The sequence below is a fragment of the Lactiplantibacillus modestisalitolerans genome (genome assembly GCF_005405425.1).
Classification (GTDB): domain Bacteria; phylum Bacillota; class Bacilli; order Lactobacillales; family Lactobacillaceae; genus Lactiplantibacillus; species Lactiplantibacillus modestisalitolerans.
Map to the genome: position 1 here is coordinate 1 of NZ_BJEA01000018.1, position 18,637 is coordinate 18,637.

Sequence of the window (18,637 nt, forward strand, 5' to 3'; positions counted from 1 at the left end):
TTCCGGAACATAGGCCCTAAACTTCTTATCATAAAACATTGATTTAACAACATTCTTATTGACAAGACGTAGAAAAACAGCCTGTGATTTTGATCACGGGCTGCTTTCGTGTCTTCAGAGTATTACTCAATCAAATAGTGGCAGGGGGGCCAAAAAATCAATGTCGGAACGGTCAGCCGCCGCTCCCTCTGCCAAAATAGCGAGTTGTTTGACGACGGTGGCGCCCGCCCGCGTCAACAGGTCGTGGGCCGTTTGGAGCGAGCCGCCACTACTGATGACGTCGTCGACGATAACCACCTTGCGGCCGCGGATGCGGGTGGTATCGGCGCCGTCCAGAACGAGTTGTTGGTGGGCGCTGGTCGTAATGGCGTGGACGTCTTCACAGCGCGGGGCCTGCATGTAATCCTTGATACTTTTGCGTAGGACAATGAAGTGCGGATGGTGCGTCTGGTCGCTCAGAACCTGGGCTAACGGAATCCCCTTACTTTCCATGGTAACGAGGTAGTCAAAATCGACGTCCACTAATTTTTGTGCTAACTGGTCGGCCGCGTACGCCGTTAGTTCTGCGTCACCGAGCAATACGAACGATGCAATCGTTGTAGTTGGATTAATTCGGATTAACGGTAACGTGCGGGTCAACGGCCCGAGTTTCAATTGATAAGTATTTGCCATTGTTACAACCCCAATCCTAGTAGTGGTAGACCAAATTTTAGTAACGCCCCCGTTAGGAGCCCGGTAAACGGATCAATTAGCGCCGTCACGACTAACGTGAGGGCCGCTACTGGGCCAAATGAACCCTGAAGCGCAGTCGCTGCGTTTTCCGGGAAGGTCACGACCGCACCCAAAATAAACAGAAAGCCGGCAATTGATGTGCTCGGAACGTACTGGCCGATTTTGGGTAGCCAACCAAGTAGTAAAATGACTGCCATTATGATCATCATGAGGACGCCGGCAAAAACCGGCTCCGGGGCGCTGGCGGTCGCGGAGATAATCGTTTCGACCGGGGCCCCTCCCAGTAAACTGGTCCCAAAGTCGGCTAGCGCCTGGGTGCTGGTTAGCAGGTTAAGGTCAACTGGATTAGGTTTTTGACCCGTCATTTGGCCCGTGATCAACCCGTATGAAATGTTCGCGCCAATGTTTAGGCAGGCTAAACTGAGTGCGCCTCGAAGAATTTTTAAATTGAACCGGGGTTTGACGAACTGGAACCTGCGGGCGGTAACGTGGGCGGGCAGGGTGACGTGGTAACGTTCGCCCAATACGGCGTACAGGCTCGTGCCAATCACTGAAACCGCAATCGTCCAGACCAGGTTTTTCGTTACGAGGTAAGTCGCGGCGGCGAGGCCGATTGAAAGCCAACCGAAATGCGGCTGTTCACGGGACATCTGAAGCGCAATCTTCGCCAACATAATGCCCACGCCAGCCATCATCCCGGCCATGATTTGATTGCCGAGTAAGGCGACGATTTTGGTGAGTGAGCCGGTCAGTCCAATGATTAACATGATGCCAGCGCCAAGGAAGATAATTGAAGTTCGTTCACGTAAATCTTTACCGAGGTGACCGGTCAAGGCCAACGATTCGGCCTGAAATGAAATTGGTGCGACCGACCCGGCCACACCGTTGACGAGGGCTGCCAGTCCAAATGAGAACGCGGTTGGGAAAACCGCAAATCCGAGGGTCATCGCCATAATGCCTTGGGGAAGCCCGTTGAGGACTACGCCAATGGCGGCGAGTAAGTCTGCTAACCAGTGCAAGTGTTTCGCCATCCTTTTTATATTTTATACGAACAATATACAATTAAAATAACCTAAATTCCAGTATTTTTACATATAAATATGAATTAAAAGTTTTATTAACGTTTTAATGTTCGTGTTTATGAGTGGTGGTGAAGTGCTGGACAAAACAATTGGATGCAAAAAACCCGCTAGCGCAACCAGAGGATTACGCAAGCGGGTTTTAGACATTAAAATTAATGAATGATTTTTTCGTAAACGTAGCAGACGTCGTCAGTATGGTAAACACCGACCATTTCGCCGACGCGTTCAAAGCCCATCTTAGCAATTAAGTGTTGCATGGGTAAATTGTCCGAATGGGTGTCGATCCGGATACTCTTGATGTCCGGATGTTTAGCGGTAATGTGGTCAATAATCTTTGCGAATAGTTGGGTTGCGTAACCGTGCCCAGCATGACTGGAGTGAATCGCGACGCGGTGAATGACCCGGTAAGGTTGATCGGGATTCAACCACTTGGCAGTTGCCGTATCGTAAGTATCGTCAGGTGATGGGACCACCGCGACGGCACCAACCGTTGCGTTATCATCGGCGTTAAATAGAAACGCGGCGCCTTGCATGATGTCCGCCGTAATTTGGTTACGGGACGGGTAATCGCCTTGCCATTGGTCGACGCCGGCTTCGGCGAGTTGATTGCGACCATCGCTCAAAATATCGATGATCGTATCTAAATCATCAAGGGTTGCTTGTTTAAAGTACATAAATCGTGACTCCTCTCTTAAGACGAACGTTCTGATAAACGCTCGACCTTAAACAGTATACAGAAATCACGAAAAATTGGAACTATTTTTACTCGAAAAACGCTATTTTTTTTAATGCCAATTTTCAAGTAAAATCTTGCGCGCAACCCGATCTAGGTCGTGCTGGGCATTGTAAGCGGCAACAGCACTCGGTGCGTATTGGTAAGTATTGGTGCTTAACGTTTGCGCGTAAAAGTCGAAGTAGGGCAGGTGGTGTTCACGGGCAATTTGAATGGCGCGGTGGGTATCAAAATCAACGTTACGGTAATCAAGGTCGCGTAAACCGCGTTCGTCAATTGTCAGGATCAGGTACATGGCGCGCGGCTGACCGAGTTGGCGACGGGGAGCGGTCGGCAAGCCGACCGTCCCGGCGTTTAAAATCAGTTGACCGCGTGACGAGTAGCGCATGATGGGCTGGTGGGTGTGCGCGTAAATCACAATGTCCGGTTCGCCACTGGCCGCTTCGTCGAAATTGGCCTGGGGTGCGGTTGGCGCGAGGGCGTGCCCACTAACGAAATCGGGTAAAACGTGCTGTAACCGGATGGTCAGGGGCCCAACGTGCTTCGTGACCGTTTTGGGAAGGGGCAGCATTTTTTCAAAGTGCGCTTGACTGAGCTGGTGGCGGTCATAGGCGGTTAAAATGGTGGCCATGACCTGCTTAGGCTTATTAAAGTGGTCGGGATCCGCCGCGAGCACCTTTTGATAATTTTGCTCGTGATTGCCGAGAACCGCCACCGTGGGCTGGACGGAATCGAGTAGCTGTAAGCATCGTTCGGATTCTGGGCCCCGGACGGTCATGTCGCCGACCGTCCAATAAGTGTCAACCCCCTGAGCGCGGGCATCCGCTAAAACGGCTGCTAGGGCGGTGGCGTTACCGTGTACGTCTGACAAGACTGCAATTTTGACCATCGAAAAACTTCCTCTCGCACTTATCCCGGATTTAGTAAGATAGCGATCAATCTGGGTAAAAAAGTGCTTAAAATTTGGTTGATTGTAATGACTATGAAAAGTCATCGTAACTTTAATCTGTTATAATGGACTACGAAACGAAGTAATATATTAGCACGTATATTCAAGCCAATTCGTTTCGCGGCCGTGGTTATCCTTGTGATAACGACGGTTTTTTTGTGGCGCCGTGCTAATTATTACTGATACTGCCGCCAGCACCGGGTGTCACCGGGTGGCTGGAACACGGTTTTCTAAAACCAGTTCATAACTAAAAGTAGGTTCAACCCACTGATGACGGTCGCCAATCCGTAGCCCAGCACCGTACTAATACGGTGGTTAACGCGGTTGTGCATCAACTTATGGCTCGCGGTTAACGCCACTAGCGGGAAAAGCGTGAAGGGCAACGCAATGCTCAGAACGACTTGGGCGTTGATGATCAACTGCTCAAGCGCCTGGTCCCTAAAGCCAACCCGCCAACCAATTAACAGCACCGGAATCAGCGTCACCGTTCGCGTTAATAAGCGTCGCTGCCAAAGCGGGAGCCGAATTCGCAGGTAGCCTTCCATCACGATTTGCCCCGCTAACGTGCTGGTAATTGACGAAATGAGCCCGGTGATCAGCAGGGCGATTGCAAACAGGCTGCCCATTAGTGGGCTGGCGAGCTGCCCGACCACCGCTGGCGTTTGCAGGCCACGGGAAACCCCGCTTAGACTCGCGAACGCCTGGGAATGGCCGAAAAACAGTGTTCCACCCAGCACGAGTAGCAGCGCGTTAATTAGAAACGCCGCCACCAAGTGAACGTTGGAGTCCCACTTGGCAAACCGCAGCGCTTCGCCAACTTGACGGGCATCGTGGCGGTCGTAGCGCCGACTTTGCGCCAGTGATGAGTGCAGGTACAGGTTGTGTGGCATAATCGTCGCCCCGACGATACCTAAACTTAAGACGAGCGCCGCGTGGTTGTCAATGATCACGTGACTGGGGATCAGGCCCTGAAGCACCTGGGGAAAATTCGCGTGGGCGCGGGCCACCTCGATGCCGAAAATAATCCCAACGGTTAGGATGGCGAGGAGTACGAGCATTTCGACGCGGCGGATGCCGAAGCGTAAAAATAGCAGGACAATTAGGACGTCGGCAATCGTTAAAATAATCCCAACCGCGAGCGGCAAGTTAAACAGCATCTTTAGTGCTAGTGCGGTCCCCAAGACACCGGTCATATCGGTGGCCACCATCGCGACTTCGTTAAGTAGCCACCAGCCGTAGCGTAGCGGGCGCGGGAGGTGGCTGGCAATTGCCTGGGCGAGATCCTGGCCGGCGACGACCCCGAGCTTGATAGCCAACGTTTGCATGAACATGGCAATTAAAATGGCGATGGTAAGGACCGTAAGTAAGCGGTACTGAAACTGTCCGCCGCCGGCCAGCGACGTTAGCCAGTTGCCGGGGTCCATGTAGCCGACCGCAACGAGCGCGCCGGGCCCGCTATACGCTAAAAATTTACGCCAAAACGCGGGCTGCGGCGTGTCCGGGACCGCCACGCTTTGGTTGATTTCTTCCAGACTACGGTGGGCTGGTTGCTTAGACGGATTGGGCGTCACGTTGCGCCACCTCCAAACGCTGGGTTGCTAGGTTTGCCAGCATCCGGCAAAACTGCGGGTCGGCGTTCATGAGGGGGGTAATATCTAAACGCTCACCACCGCTAGCCTTAAAGGTTTGGTAATTTTGAACGGCGTCTTCTTCGAGCGTTTCCAGGCAGTCGGTCACAAACGACGGTGTCACTAGTAAGACTTTGCGCTTACCGAGTTCAACTAAGCTCATTAGTTCGTTTTTGAGGTAGGGCTTTAACCACGGTAACGGGCCAAACTTTGACTGGTAGGCCGTCACAACTTTCCGTTGCGGTAAGTCGGGAAGTTGGTTTAAGACCAGTTTGGTCGTTGCTTCACACTGCTGCTGATAGGGGTCGCCGTGCCGAACCATTGCGGTGGGAATGCTGTGGTAACTGAAGACCACCGTGTCGTAGTCGTGTTGCTGATACGCTGCCCACAGCTTAGCCGCCAGTAACTTGGCGTAGTCCGGTTGGTCGTAGAAGTGGTCGATCAATTGGTAGTCGAGTCCGGTAGCGTCGGCTTGCCGGATGATGCCCTGATGGGTGCTCTGAGTGTACTGGGGAAACAGCGGTAACACGATGAGCGGGTCGCAGCCCGATTGGTGTAACGCCCTTAAATTTTGCCCAATGTCGGGTTCACCATAAGTCATCGCGAGCCGCACGTTCCAGTTAGGCAGGCACGCTTGAACCTTTTTATGGATCGCCCGACTATTAACAATTAGTGGTGACCCCTGCTTGGTCCAACTATCGGCGTAAAAGGTCGCTGAGCGCCACGAACGGGTTGGCAAGATGATGCCCTTTAAAATGGGCTGCCACAAGGCCCGCGGCATTTCAATAACACTTGGATCACTTAAAAATTCACGTAGGTAGGCCTTCACGTCCGCCGTTTTGGGCGATGCCGGAGAGCCTAAATTCACTAATAATAACCCTGGTCGCATAGATAATCCCCTCCCATAATCAATAAACTAATCATAGCATAAAACCGCGTCCGTTCCGCGTGGTTAGTGGGGAAAAGCGGTTGTTCTTGGCGATTAGCGCGCGGTCCCAATTAGGGTTAATTTTGTTGCTGGCAGCGGATGGGACCCTTTAGCAAGTCAACACCAATTAGTACAGAGTCCACAAAACGCGGCCAGCCGAACGATTCCGACTGACCGCGTTTTAAACGCTAAAGCTTTTAAATATTTGCTGTTTCAAACAAGGCTGCCGGAAAGGATTGCCTTACCGCGGCGCCTTCAGCTGGCGTTTGTGCCATTTTTGCCGGAGGTAGTAACCCGCGTAGTACAGCAGTACGAACGGCACCGTGTAGTAGAGCGCGATACGCTGGTTCGGGTCAAACCAGATTAACAAGCAGGACAACCCGCTTAAAATGAATGCCAACCAGGGCACTAACGGGTAGCCGGGCGTCTTAAACGCTAACTGGTCGAGCGGCTTACCACTACGGCGGTAGGCCTTGCGGAAGTTGATTTCAGACAGTGCAATTGCCATCCAAACGATCACGACTGCCAGCCCCGAGATCGAGACTAGCACCAGGTAGACCGAATCGGCCGCGTAAACGCTGGAGAGGAGGGCTAAGATTCCGCCCAACATACTGGTGATCAGGGCAATCAACGGTACGTCGCGCTTGGTCGTTTTTTTGAAAATTTTCGGAATGGTCCCTTCGTTAGCGAGCGACCATAGCATCCGCGTCGAGGCGTACAGCCCGGAGTTGGCCGCCGACATAATCGCCGTTAAGACGACGAAGTTCATCAGGTCGGCCGCGTACGGAATCCCGATTTCTTTAAAGACCAGCACGAACGGACTTTGAGTGACGCCGGCCTGTTTGTACGGAATGAGGGCGGCCATCACGAACATACTCCCGATGAAAAAAATAATTAGGCGCCAAAGCGTCGTGTGAATCGCCTTGGGAATCGTTTTAGCGGGGTCCTTCGTTTCGCCAGCGGTAATCCCGATTAATTCGGTCCCGGAAAACGCAAAGTTGACCGTCAGCATGGTCGTGAAGACGCCCCCAAAGCCGTTTGGAAACCAGCCGTTGCGGGTGTAGTTGCTGAGCAACGGTGCCTGGGCGTGACCGTGCAGTGGGAGCCAGCCCACGATGGCAAGGCCGCCGAGTACGATGAAGGCAATGATGGCAAAGACTTTGATGCTGGCAAACCAGAATTCGGCTTCGGCAAACCAACGGACGGATAACGCGTTGACGGTGAAAATGACGACCATGAAGAGCAGGCTCCAGATCCAGGTCGCGACGTGCGGAAACCAGGTTTGCATGATCAGTCCGGCGGCGGTAAATTCGGAGCCGAGCGCGATCGTCCAGGTTAGCCAGTAGAGTACCGCCACCGTAAAGCCGGTCCCGGGACCAATGTAGCGCTTCGCGTAGACGTGAAAGGCGCCGGTGTAGGGCATGGCGACCGCTAATTCGCCGAGGCAGAGCATCACGAGGTATACCAGTAGGGCCCCAACCGAGTAGGCAAGCAGGGTGCCAATCGGCCCCGCTTCGTGAATCGTATAACCGGAACTGAGAAACAGTCCGGTCCCAATCACCCCGCCGAGGGAAATCATCAGCACGTGCCGTGACTCCATTTGCCGGCTAAGGTGGGTTTGTTTTGACATGGTTATTTAGCCTTCCTTACTTGCAAGATTGAGTTGATTAGAATAAGATGAGGAAATCGACAATGTTATTAGAATAACATACCTAACGGACGGAGGAAAACGAAAAAATGCAAGTTTCATCATTCCAATCAGCACTGCAACGGGGGCCAATCGTCTCGGATGGCGCCATGGCAACCGAGCTTGAAAAACGCGGCGTTGCAACCGATAGCGCGTTGTGGTCGGCGACCGCGATGCTCGACCACCCCGAAGCAATTACCGCGGTGCACCGCAGTTATTTTGAAGCGGGCGCTCAAATTGCGACGACCAATACTTACCAGGCCAACGTGCCCGCGTTTGTGAACGCCGGGATTGCGGCACCGCGTGCGCGCAAGTTGATCCAGCAGGCAGTCACGTTGGCGGACCAGAGTCGCGATGCTTACGTGGCGGCGCACCCCGAGCGCCCAGTTTGGGTGGCCGGCAGCATCGGCCCGTACGGCGCTTACTTGGCGGATGGTAGCGAATATACCGGCCACTATAACCTGGACGAGGTCGCGTATCAGGAATTTCACCGGGAGCGTCTCGAGCTAATTTTAACCAGTGGGGTTGATTTATTGGCCCTCGAAACCATGCCGAAGTTAAGTGAAGTGCAGGCGCTTACCCACCTGATCGACCAGACGTGGCCGCAGACGCCGTACTGGGTCAGCTTCAGCATCGCTGATCCAACCCACCTATCCGACGGGACGCCACTGGCGGAAGCGGCCAACTGGGTCGCGACCCAGTCGCACGCCGTGGCGGTCGGGGTCAACTGTACCGCGCTCGAAAATATTGAACCGGCGCTTAAAACGCTGGCCCAGGCGACGGACTTGCCACTGATCGTGTACCCGAACTCGGGTGACGAATACGATCCGCAGACTAAGACGTGGCAACCAACTGAGTTGAGTCACCAGTTTGATAGTTTCGTGCCGCGTTGGTTGGCAGCGGGGGCCCGGATTATTGGCGGTTGTTGTCGGACGACGCCGGCTGATATTGAAACGATTGCGGCGGAAGTGCAGTCGAATTAAAGTGAATTAATGAGGTTGAGGGATGCTTGCGGTCGTGGGACTGGGGCGTCCCTTTTTGAGTGCTTAGGGGACGCCGGTTATTATTGGAAATAATTAGTGATTTAGGCCTTGAAATGTAGCTTAACTTAAGCAGTCGATTTAACAGTTAAAAAAGCGCTTACGAAAGCGTATAATTATAGTTAAATTCGTTTATAATTAGGGTGATTTCCGTGAAATCGAAATGGGATGAGTTGCGAAGTCAAAATGCGGACGTTGTGCATGATATTCAGCAGTTGTCAGAGCGACAGCAAGTCTTAACTGATTATCAAGTTAACTTAAATCGGCAACAACTGGCCATTGCGCAAAAATATCAGCATAATTTTGATGGCTTGCAACAACTATTAAATGACCGTAAGGATTTGGCTACCGTTGCCTACAAAGTCGGGGATGCGGCTAGTCGGGTTAACGAAATCGTGGCTAAATATGCGGATGATTTTAAAACTGCTACTAAATTAAAGAAAAAGGATTTTATCTTTTTATTTACAGCAACAGCTTTACAGGTCGTACGTCAACTTGCCTTCTCAAAAGTTAATAATTATCGGTCGTCTGATCGTCTTGATGATCAAGCAGCTGCAAAGAAGGAAGGACATGGTGGTAAATATGATCGCAGTACCCGCGGTAGTGGCTATTATCACGCTACGTATGAAGAAATGGAGCATAATCCAGTACCCTTTGACACTCAAAATGCTTCTTTTAATTTTGGCGAAAATTTAGGTGGTGGCTGGGGGCACCGTTTCCACACTCTGGGGCATGATCCAATTCTGGGCTGGATTTTTGGGACGGCTAATATTGCGACACGCACCGTTACCATGAGTGATATCGTGAGCTCTTACCATGTTCGTTATGGTCAGTATATGACTGGTAACCAGACATTATCGGTAAGACCAGGGGATTATTTTGCTGCCAGAGCGGACACTTATAAGGTACTTAAGTACGGCTTGGTAGAACCAGCGAAGCATTTGGATAATTGTATTCTGGCAGAGGCACTTTCCGTTGAGGCCCGTCACTTACATTCGGATATAAATTCAAAAGCTTCATTAAGTTTGCCGGGTCTTGAAGCTATGAGTCCAGAGTTTGCCGAAAAATTAAGTCGATATGGTCTAAATATGCATAATCTTACGATGGTTGGCGCGCAGGCTGGCGCTTCGGTTGCGATTAATACATTGGTTGCCATGATTCACCGACTCATGTATGACGCAGCGACGGACGGTGACGAACGACTTTACGAGGTGCGTACGCGTAAAATTATTAGTTACTCTAATATGATTGCTAGTGCCAGTAACGTTGTTTACGTAGCAGTGGCCTCAGCTTTCGGAAATGCGAATGCAATTAATAGCTTAGACATCGGGGGCTTGCTAGTCACCATCGTAACTGTCCTCCGTAACGGGAAGGTTCAAGAGGATATATTTGAAGAGTTTATGGCGAACCGCTGGTATCAAGAAATCATGGATTTATAAAAAAGGGGTATAAAAATGGGACTTTTTGGATTTGGTAAAAAGAAAGCATATAAAAATGGTATGGCGGATGGCGCTAAGCCATTCGAGGAAAAGTTTAATAAGTTGGGTGACCAAGTGTCACAGAATACTGAGCAAACTGAACAAAAACTCAATCAACTTGATGAATCGGTCAAACAATCGAATGAGAATTTACAACAAGCCACGAAAAACGCGCAAGCAGTCAATGATAATGTCCAAGCCATTAATCAAAAAGTAAATCAGCACGGACAAGTTATGGATGCCGTATTAGACTCACTCTCTACTAAGGAACGCTATGACCTATACCAGATTAATACTACTTACGATGTCAGCACTCTGGATGAAACTGAGCGCCAGCATTTAATTGGTTTACTCTATACTTTCAGTGGCGAATTCGATGTCAATGAGCTTCAACAAGAATACTTGCGCCACTTACAGGCTTACTTAAACGTGACGGAGCCGCAAATTGGCGTAAAAATTTCATCGATTGGTAACATTGATAGCTTGAGTACTCAAAAAATTTACTTGCAGGTCTTAATGGAATACGATTACTTAAATGATACTGAAAATTATCAGGACGAAACGTTAAGTGAATTCAGTGTTAATAAACATGATCGCGAAAAAATCGCGAATAACATTCAAAACATTGTGCAAGTGGTCGGTTTTAAAGGACTAATTGAAAAATATGGTTTAAAAGATATTGATGAAGTAAAAGCAGCTCAACTGGCAGCAGAAAAAGCACATGCCAAAATTGAAGCAGAAAAAAGGGCTTTTGAAGAAGAAAAGGCTAAATTCCTAGCTGAACAGGAAAAGAAGCAAGCCGAAGCAAAGGCTAAAAAAGAAGCAGATGAGAAAGCTAAACTTAGCAAAAAAAGGATTACTGCAATAGTTGATGCTCGATCAAAAGAATTGAAAGAGGCTCTTGCTCTTCATAAAAATGACTTGACATATGAAATTAATACGGTTCCTAGTCGTTTGTTCAATAAAAGTCTATTTCAGATTTGGAGAGCGACACCAGAAGAAAGAGAAAATATTTATAATTGGATTGATGATGCTGATGCTATTTCCTACGCGGGACAATTTCCAATCACAGTTCCGAATAATTTGGTTCCTGACGACTTAATTTTTGCTTTAAGCACACGTTATATCTATGATATTTCAAAACTGTTTATTTTTAATGATGGAACAGTTATGTACGTTCAGTCAAAAACTGATAATTCAAATTTTAATCAAAAAACTTTTTTTGCTAATTGGGATTTTCTTAAAAGTATAGCGTCTTCTGATTCTCAGTTGATATTTACCGGTTATCTTAATGCGCCTTATGGGGCTGAAGAGTTATTTTCTCATGATATTCCAAAAAAATTTGAGACTGTACAAACACTGCCAGATGGCGCAAATGGAAATAGACTAAAAGATTCAATGACGGTTCAACAATTGATTTTTAACATCAAGGATATTAAAAAAACGTCTGAAGTTAAACAGGATAATATTAGCAACAATGAATCTATGCAAATCACTTTAGAAAGTGGTGAAGCTTTTTATCTGATAGGTGAATTACAATATATTAGCGAATCTGGTATTTTTAATAAGAATTATACTCACCATTTTTACTTTAAACTTATTTCAAAATTATTAAATGATATTAAAGATGACCTTCAAAAATCATAACAGCAGTCAATACGAATTAATTGAACAAGTTGCTGGTGATTCAAAATGATTTATGCTACTGTGTCTTGGTGTATAAGCCTATACAAGATAGGAAATGGGTCTGTTAAATGGTAACGGTATTTGCCGTTAAAGTCTGAATCTTTCCATAGTAAAAGCGCTGAGGCTGCCTCAGCGCTTTTACTAGTATAGCAACAACATCAACGCCAACTGCACCCCGACGTTCATAAATAGGTGCCAGCGGGTGCGGCCCATGAACTGCTGACTAAACCAGACCGCGATGGCAATGGCAATCGCCAGCATCGTTTGCCAGGACAGCGGCTGGAGGAAAATTGTTAACACCAGGATGATTCCAGTCACGGCCGAAACTAGCTGGTTGATTTGGCGTTCGTGACTGAAACTGGGCACGTAGAGGAATACGTAGCTGGCCAGTAGTGGCGTTAGTTGCCAGAGAAAGGTCGTTGATAAGTAATTATTTTGTAAATCAAACACCGCGACCGGCACCGTAAAGGACATAACCACGCTAAACACGACCAGGCCGAAGTAGTTCTGCATGCCGAACCGGGGGACGGCCATGACGAATAACCAGGCGCTCCCTGTCAGTAGTAGGTAAAGGAGTTCTGATTCCCGGGCAATGATGTTTGTGAATGCAAACGCCACCGAGATTCCGATGGCGACTAGGCACCACTGCGGTGAAATGTGATGATCTAAAATGATAAAAACGGCGGCCGAAATCGCTAACGTGTAACCAATTAACGGTAGTTGCGCGGCTGAAAACTGCGCGGTTTCAAAGGAGCGGCCGTAATCGAGCGCGGCCCACCAACTAACGATACTTTGCAGCAGCGTAAAAACGATCAGCCCGAGGTAGTTGCGGTTGAGCTTTATTTTTCCAATCCGAATCATAAGCCAACATCTTTCTTCATAATGTAATACGTTTATCGTACCGGTCGGGCGCGGGGGCGTCAATCTTTTCTGAAGAATCTTTTAAAAAAGCCTAGATTGTGATACGCTAAAAGGGTTATGAGCCGTTCCCGAAAGGATAAGTTAGTTAATTTTGGCCCGGTGCCAAAGCTTACTTAGATGCCTTGTAACCGAATTTGTTAAGGGGGAATTTACAATGAGTGAACGACACTTATTCACATCTGAATCCGTCTCAGAGGGCCATCCGGATAAAATCGCTGACCAGATCAGTGACGCCATTTTAGATGCAATGTTAGAACAAGATCCACAAGCGCGGGTTGCCGTTGAAACGTCCGTTACGACCGGGTTAGTCCTAGTCTTCGGTGAAGTTTCCACTAAGGCTTACGTTGATATTCAAAAGGTCGTGCGCGATACGATCAAGTCGATTGGCTACGTTGATGGTCAATATGGCTTTGATGGTGATAACTGCGCCGTCCTAGTTTCATTAGACGAACAGTCACCAGACATCGCCCAAGGGGTCAACGACTCCCTGGAAACGCGTGAAGGTGACGGTGATCCGTTGGACCAAATTGGTGCCGGTGATCAGGGGATGATGTTTGGCTACGCCATTAACGAAACCCCAGAATACATGCCGCTCCCAATCGCATTGAGCCATCGCTTGATGCGTAAAATTGCGGCACTGCGGAAGGACGGGACCATTAAGTGGTTACGGCCAGACGCAAAGGCCCAAGTGACGGTTGAATACGATGAAAATAATCAACCGCAACGGGTCGACACGGTCGTGGTTTCAACCCAACACGATCCCGACGTTGAATTACCAACGATTCGGCAGACCATCATTGATCAATTAATCAAGCAGGTGATTCCAGCCGAATTGTTAGATGATCAGACCAAGTACTTGGTCAACCCAACTGGCCGCTTCGTTATTGGTGGCCCCCAGGGTGACGCCGGCTTAACGGGTCGTAAGATCATCGTGGATACTTACGGTGGCTTTGCCCATCACGGTGGCGGGGCCTTCTCCGGTAAGGACGCCACTAAGGTTGACCGGTCTGCCAGTTACGCGGCGCGTTACATTGCCAAAAACGTGGTGGCGGCCGGCTTAGCGGACCAAATCGAAGTCCAACTAGCCTACGCCATCGGGGTGGCGGAACCCGTCTCGGTTGCCGTCGACACTGCGGGCACCGGTAAAGTTAGCAACGAGGCGCTAATCAAGGCGATTCGCAAGCACTTTGACTTACGGCCAGCCGGCATTATTAAGATGCTGAACTTACGGCGGCCCATCTACCGGCAAACGGCGGCGTACGGCCACTTTGGTCGGACCGACATCGACTTACCGTGGGAACACACGGACAAGGTCGACGCCTTGAAAGCTGAATTTAACTAAAAGATATGAATGGTGATCTCCGTATATATAGGAGTGATCCGCTTTCTAAGCGGCCTTCCGGGGTCGCTTTTTTGTTAGGGCAAATTGGCGCTTGCCGAAGTTGGTCGGAAACGATTATAATGAAAGCATTTCAAAAAGAATGGGGTATTTGTATGGGGGAGAAAATCCGCTTTAACCGCGGACGTCAATTTACGGGTTACTGGTTAACCGGTGGGCTAATTGCAGTGATCGTAGCCTTTGCGCTGCTATTTGTAACCGCCAGCCCGTTAAGTCAGGGTAATCCGTGGGTGGATAGTAACGCAATGCTGTCGGTGGGTCACTATTGGTTAGAAGGGCACGTACCGTTCAGAGATTTTTTTGAACAACGCGGCCCGGTCATGTACGCTTACTACTTGGTGGCCAATTTAATTCACGGGCAGGGTTACTTGGGCCTGTTTGTGATTGAGGTACTGAACTTAGTAGCGCTGTGGTGGCTAACGGTTCGGTGGCTCGGCTTGTACTGGTCGCAAAAGCCAGTTTTGATTCGGGTTAGCGCACTAATAGTGCCGCTACTACTGGTGGGGGCGTTTTCGTTTGAAACCGGCGGCTCACCGGAGGAGTTTGCGGGTGCCTGGATGTTACTGGCCCTGTTTGCGTTTGCGGCGTGGAAACGGCAAGTTTGGTCGGCCTGGCGCAGTGGCATCGTCATTGGGGTGGCGTTTGCACTGGTTTTTTGGATGAAGTATTCATTAGTGGGACCGTGGGTCGCGTTAGCGCTCGTGGGCCTCGGTTGGTTAGTTTATTTTCAAGACTGGCGGGCAGCTTGGCGCTTAGCGCTAGGCGCGTTAGCCGGCGTTGCCGTGGTTTCCGGCGTGATTTTAAGTTACTTTGCCTTGGTGGGCGGCTTACAAGCGTTAATTGACGTTTACTTTGTCACCAACTTAACGGCGTACGGGCAGGGGTATCAGGGACCGCTCGCAACGGCCTGGCGTTCAGTTCAGGTTTTAATGTTGGGTTGGCAGCACCATCCGCACCTGTTCGACGGCCTGGTACTGGCGCTTATTTACCAGTTCTGGGGGCAACGCCGGTACTGGTTAGTGGGTGAAAGTCTGGTCATTGGGCTCTTGACGGCCATCCTGGCCTTTTGGTCGGGGGGCAACGACGTTTACCTGTTCATTCCGCTCATTTTACTTATGAGTTGGCTGTTCGCCCTATGTTTAGTCGATTTACTGAACGCGGCGAGTCGGAAAGTGGCCCTCGGCGTGGTCGGACTACTGGTGGCGGTCCTGTTCGTTTTACCGAAATGGACTAATCCGTTCGCTACGGCCGCCCCGTACGTCTGGGAAACTGAACGGCCAGTTGCTGCACAACTGGCGCAAGCGGTTCGGGCGGATGGTCATCGCCAGCCACGCCTGTTATACTATAATACGCTGGACTGGGGCGTGGGCCGCTACGTCCGCTTGCGGTTACCGAACTATATTTTTGAACATACGAACGTTGATGACCAAAAATATCCGCGCCAACCGCAAGCCTTACGGGCCCAAGTGAAGCATCAGTCGCCGGAATACGTTGTGTGGGGCCTGACGTGGGGGACGCCGCCGGTTGATTTAACTGACCGCGCGGCTATCTTAGCCCGGCTCCCCAAGGAATTGCGGCAAAATTATCAAGTTATCAAAGTGGCCAGCATGCCCCTACCGCAACAAGCGGCAATGGGCATCAGTTCGGCCAGTGCCAACCAGCTCGTACTTTTACGTGCGCGCCGGTTAGCGCGTTAGTCTGTAGGTACTCGACGATAAAAGCGACCTGATTTAACCGGGTCGTTTTTTTGCGGCCTGAAACTGAACTGAACACTGTTTTTTTAGGGAGGAAGAACGAACATGCAACAACGAAAAACCAACGTGATGGCAGTCACGGTGGCAATTTACGTCGCTACTTTTATGAGTGCGATTGAGGGAACCATCGTTTCGACGGCCCTGCCGACAATCGTCGGGGACCTGCACGGGGTGTCGCTGATGAACTGGGTCTTTTCGATTTACTTACTGACCAACGCCATGATGACGCCAATTTATGGTAAGTTGACCGATTTAGTCGGCCGGAAGCCGGTCATGCAAACCGGATTAATTATTTTCATTATCGGGTCAATGATGAGTGGCTTGTCTAACTCGATGCCGGTCTTGATTTTCTGGCGGGCAATTCAAGGAATTGGGGCCGGAGCGTTAATGCCGGTGTCGATGACGATTATTGCCGACATTTATTCGTTTGAACGTCGGGCCAAAGTACTGGGTTTCAACAGCTCGGCCTGGGGCATCGCGTCGGTGCTGGCACCGCTTATCGGGGGCCTGATCGTCGACCGTCTCAGCTGGCACTGGATTTTCTTCATCAACGTCCCGGTCGGCCTGATCACGCTTTTCTTATTCCAATTTTACCTGCGTGAACCACGCCGCCACAATGACGTCAAGGTCGATTACCTCGGCAGTTTCTGGTTAATGCTCTTTTTACTCTGCTTAATGCTCAGTTTTCAACTGCTCGGAAACGCAACCATCAGTTGGACGGCCGTCCTTTTAGCGTGGCTCGTTAGTGGGGTGAGCCTCTGGTGCTTTATTCGTCGTGAAAACCATACGGATGAGCCGGTTATTTCAATGAACCTGTTCAAAAACCGCACCTTCGTCATTCAAAACGCGGTGGCCGCACTGGTCAGCGGTTTCTTGATGGCCGTCGAAGTCTACATTCCGACTTGGACGCAGGGGATTCTAGGCGTCCCGGCCTCGCTGGCGGGGTTTGCGGTTACGCCCAGTTCATTAATGTGGATCGTTGGGTCGTTTGTCACCGGCCGGCTACTTGCCAAGTGGGCGCCGCGCCGCATCCTTTTCCTGAGCCTAGCGTTCATTCTGGTCACGAGCATCTGCCTGGCGCTACTGCCCGTCAGCACGCCGTTCATGTGGTTCTTCCTGATTACGGCCATTGGCGGGATCGGCTTTGGGATTACCATCACCGCAACGACCGTGACGTCGCAACACCTGGTGCCCGCCGAACACGTCGGCGTGGCGACCTCGTTTAACACGCTGAGCCGAACGATTGGTCAAACGCTGATGATTTCCGTTTTCGGAATTGCCCTCAACGTCGGCATGAACCAGGGAATCGCCCAACATCACGGCACCACGATGGGAATGCTGAACAAACTGATCAACCCGAAAACGGCGACGAGTTTGCCAAGTGACCTGCTACCAACGTTGCGCGGTATTCTCTATACCGGTTTGCACTGGGTTTACTGGATTGGCTTGGCGCTGGTCGTACTCGCCATCCTCGTCAACTGGTTGGATCGCGGTCCGCAACTAACGGCCGCTCAGCACGCAGAAAAATTGAATCATTTGAACGAAAAACTGAAGTCGCACGAATAGCTGTGGCTGTTCAGTTTCTAAGTCAATAAAAATGACCCCTGCGATTTTTTTCGTAGGGGTCATTTTTGGAAGTGGCGGTGATGGGCAAGCAACCGCATTGAATCCTAACCAAATAGCGCGGTTAGGATAAAAATGATGCCAAGTACTGTGATAACAATGGTGAGTAGCGTGATGGCAACGGACCAGAGGGACTTTAGCGCGTTCGCAAGATGATCGATGAGCTTAAACATTAGCGTACCTCCGATAGGAAATAGGTGTGAAGCTGAGTAATTCTACAAGCTGCGGTTGGATACCGGCGATTGGGGTCGAAGTGGCGGATGAAAAGGGGTGGCCCCGCGTATGCGGGAAATATGATATATGAAATAGCACTAAAATGGCACCAACAGGATCACCCCCGCATACGCGGGGAACACTTAAGCGCGACAGTTCGATTGATGTAGTCGGGAGGATCACCCCCGCATACGCGGGGAACACGTAAAGCGTTGTCGTTCGCGCTTCATGGTGCTGGGATCACCCCCGCATACGCGGGGAACACTGAACGCTGGTATGGGCTTTTATAACGAAATTAGGATCACCCCCGCATACGCGGGGAACACAGCGTCAACGCGGTAAAGCAACTTTCCAAATCAGGATCACCCCCGCATACGCGGGGAACACGCCGGCTTTGCGGTTGAATCTAATGAATAATCAGGATCACCCCCGCATACGCGGGGAACACAAGGTTGGTCGCATTGGCGAGGAACAACACCCGGGATCACTCCCGCATACGCGGGGAACACGCAATGCTAGCTTTTTTATAAGTCTCATACCAGGGATCACCCCCGCATACGCGGGGAACACGAACGGTTAACGCCGTAAGTCATAAAGCCGGTAGGATCACCCCCGCATACGCGGGGAACACTTTCCAAACGAGAACAATGTTATGATATAATCAGGATCACCCCCGCATACGCGGGGAACACCGCCCTAGTCCGTGGTGTACGATAAACTTGTAAGGATCACCCCCGCATACGCGGGGAACACTTTACGGTGGAACGCAAGACGGAAATAAATT

General features: G+C 50.3%; 14 protein-coding genes, 1 CRISPR repeat array and 1 riboswitch (1 of these 16 cut by a window edge). Of the genes, 6 read left to right on the top strand and 8 right to left on the bottom strand.

All coding sequences use genetic code 11. From position 1 onward, the window contains the following. Positions 1-126: 126 nt before the first annotated feature. From FFM79_RS10435 to FFM79_RS10465, 7 genes are all read right to left on the bottom strand, one after another. On the bottom strand, positions 127-672 hold the full coding sequence (locus FFM79_RS10435; RefSeq protein ID WP_137643424.1) for a phosphoribosyltransferase family protein: 546 nt from the start codon (positions 670-672) through the stop codon (positions 127-129). Between the two features lie 2 nt (positions 673-674). Then, on the bottom strand, positions 675-1,751 hold the full coding sequence (locus tag FFM79_RS10440) for an NCS2 family permease (protein WP_137643425.1): 1,077 nt from the start codon (positions 1,749-1,751) through the stop codon (positions 675-677). A 215-nt stretch (positions 1,752-1,966) separates the two neighbouring features. Continuing rightward, entirely contained in the window at positions 1,967-2,488 is a 522-nt protein-coding gene (locus FFM79_RS10445; protein ID WP_137643426.1) for a GNAT family N-acetyltransferase, read from the bottom strand. Between the two features lie 111 nt (positions 2,489-2,599). Continuing rightward, positions 2,600-3,436 carry a metallophosphoesterase family protein gene (locus tag FFM79_RS10450; RefSeq protein WP_137643427.1) on the bottom strand — a complete coding sequence of 279 codons (837 nt, stop codon included), beginning with the start codon at positions 3,434-3,436 and terminating at the stop codon, positions 2,600-2,602. Positions 3,437-3,726: 290 nt separating this feature from the next. After that, positions 3,727-5,067 carry an Nramp family divalent metal transporter gene (locus FFM79_RS10455; RefSeq protein WP_137643428.1) on the bottom strand — a complete coding sequence of 447 codons (1,341 nt, stop codon included), beginning with the start codon at positions 5,065-5,067 and terminating at the stop codon, positions 3,727-3,729. After that, positions 5,048-6,013, bottom strand: a complete 966-nt coding sequence (hemH, locus tag FFM79_RS10460; RefSeq protein ID WP_137643429.1) for a ferrochelatase — start codon at positions 6,011-6,013, stop codon at positions 5,048-5,050. Before hemH ends, FFM79_RS10455 begins: the two co-directional genes overlap by 20 nt. Before the next feature lie 280 nt (positions 6,014-6,293). After that, a complete protein-coding gene (locus FFM79_RS10465; protein WP_137643430.1) occupies positions 6,294-7,682 on the bottom strand; it encodes an amino acid permease in 1,389 nt (462 codons plus the stop codon). A 107-nt stretch (positions 7,683-7,789) separates the two neighbouring features. Between FFM79_RS10465 and mmuM the strand changes: the two genes are divergently transcribed. The 3 genes from mmuM (at position 7,790) to FFM79_RS10480 (ending at position 11,904) form a co-directional block, all read left to right on the top strand. Continuing rightward, positions 7,790-8,722 carry a homocysteine S-methyltransferase gene (mmuM, locus tag FFM79_RS10470; protein ID WP_137643431.1) on the top strand — a complete coding sequence of 311 codons (933 nt, stop codon included), beginning with the start codon at positions 7,790-7,792 and terminating at the stop codon, positions 8,720-8,722. 209 nt (positions 8,723-8,931) lie between these two features. Then, positions 8,932-10,218, top strand: coding sequence for a hypothetical protein (locus FFM79_RS10475; RefSeq protein ID WP_137643432.1), 1,287 nt, complete (start codon positions 8,932-8,934; stop codon positions 10,216-10,218). 15 nt (positions 10,219-10,233) lie between these two features. Further along, positions 10,234-11,904 (top strand): hypothetical protein, encoded by a 1,671-nt coding sequence (locus FFM79_RS10480; RefSeq protein WP_137643433.1) that lies wholly within the window; start codon positions 10,234-10,236, stop codon positions 11,902-11,904. Between the two features lie 180 nt (positions 11,905-12,084). On the opposite strand, the gene FFM79_RS10485 is transcribed toward FFM79_RS10480, so the two are convergent. Then, a complete protein-coding gene (locus FFM79_RS10485; protein ID WP_137643434.1) occupies positions 12,085-12,804 on the bottom strand; it encodes a hypothetical protein in 720 nt (239 codons plus the stop codon). Between the two features lie 110 nt (positions 12,805-12,914). Next, a riboswitch (SMK box riboswitch) is annotated at positions 12,915-13,021 on the top strand. On the opposite strand from FFM79_RS10485, the gene metK reads away from it, so the two are divergent. The 3 genes from metK (at position 13,019) to FFM79_RS10500 (ending at position 17,583) form a co-directional block, all read left to right on the top strand. Beyond that, positions 13,019-14,206 (top strand): methionine adenosyltransferase, encoded by a 1,188-nt coding sequence (gene metK, locus FFM79_RS10490; RefSeq protein WP_137643435.1) that lies wholly within the window; start codon positions 13,019-13,021, stop codon positions 14,204-14,206. It overlaps the preceding riboswitch by 3 nt. A 152-nt stretch (positions 14,207-14,358) precedes the next feature. After that, a complete protein-coding gene (locus FFM79_RS10495; protein ID WP_137643436.1) occupies positions 14,359-15,960 on the top strand; it encodes a hypothetical protein in 1,602 nt (533 codons plus the stop codon). A gap of 102 nt (positions 15,961-16,062) precedes the next feature. Next, the gene (locus tag FFM79_RS10500) at positions 16,063-17,583 is read left to right on the top strand and encodes an MDR family MFS transporter (RefSeq protein WP_137643437.1); all 1,521 of its coding nucleotides are present in this window, start codon (positions 16,063-16,065) and stop codon (positions 17,581-17,583) included. Between the two features lie 384 nt (positions 17,584-17,967). Further along, positions 17,968-18,637: a CRISPR direct-repeat array (repeat unit 29 nt; unit sequence AGGATCACCCCCGCATACGCGGGGAACAC) (it continues 335 nt past the right edge of the window).

Coding starts and splice junctions, on each gene's coding strand:
- FFM79_RS10465 (WP_137643430.1), bottom strand. CDS start 7,682: ATGTCAAAACAAACCCACCTTAGCCGGCAAATGGAGTCACGGCACGTG.
- FFM79_RS10445 (WP_137643426.1), bottom strand. CDS start 2,488: ATGTACTTTAAACAAGCAACCCTTGATGATTTAGATACGATCATCGAT.
- FFM79_RS10435 (WP_137643424.1), bottom strand. CDS start 672: ATGGCAAATACTTATCAATTGAAACTCGGGCCGTTGACCCGCACGTTA.
- FFM79_RS10480 (WP_137643433.1), top strand. CDS start 10,234: ATGGGACTTTTTGGATTTGGTAAAAAGAAAGCATATAAAAATGGTATG.
- FFM79_RS10495 (WP_137643436.1), top strand. CDS start 14,359: ATGGGGGAGAAAATCCGCTTTAACCGCGGACGTCAATTTACGGGTTAC.
- FFM79_RS10450 (WP_137643427.1), bottom strand. CDS start 3,436: ATGGTCAAAATTGCAGTCTTGTCAGACGTACACGGTAACGCCACCGCC.
- hemH (WP_137643429.1), bottom strand. CDS start 6,013: ATGCGACCAGGGTTATTATTAGTGAATTTAGGCTCTCCGGCATCGCCC.
- mmuM (WP_137643431.1), top strand. CDS start 7,790: ATGCAAGTTTCATCATTCCAATCAGCACTGCAACGGGGGCCAATCGTC.
- FFM79_RS10500 (WP_137643437.1), top strand. CDS start 16,063: ATGCAACAACGAAAAACCAACGTGATGGCAGTCACGGTGGCAATTTAC.
- metK (WP_137643435.1), top strand. CDS start 13,019: ATGAGTGAACGACACTTATTCACATCTGAATCCGTCTCAGAGGGCCAT.
- FFM79_RS10485 (WP_137643434.1), bottom strand. CDS start 12,804: ATGATTCGGATTGGAAAAATAAAGCTCAACCGCAACTACCTCGGGCTG.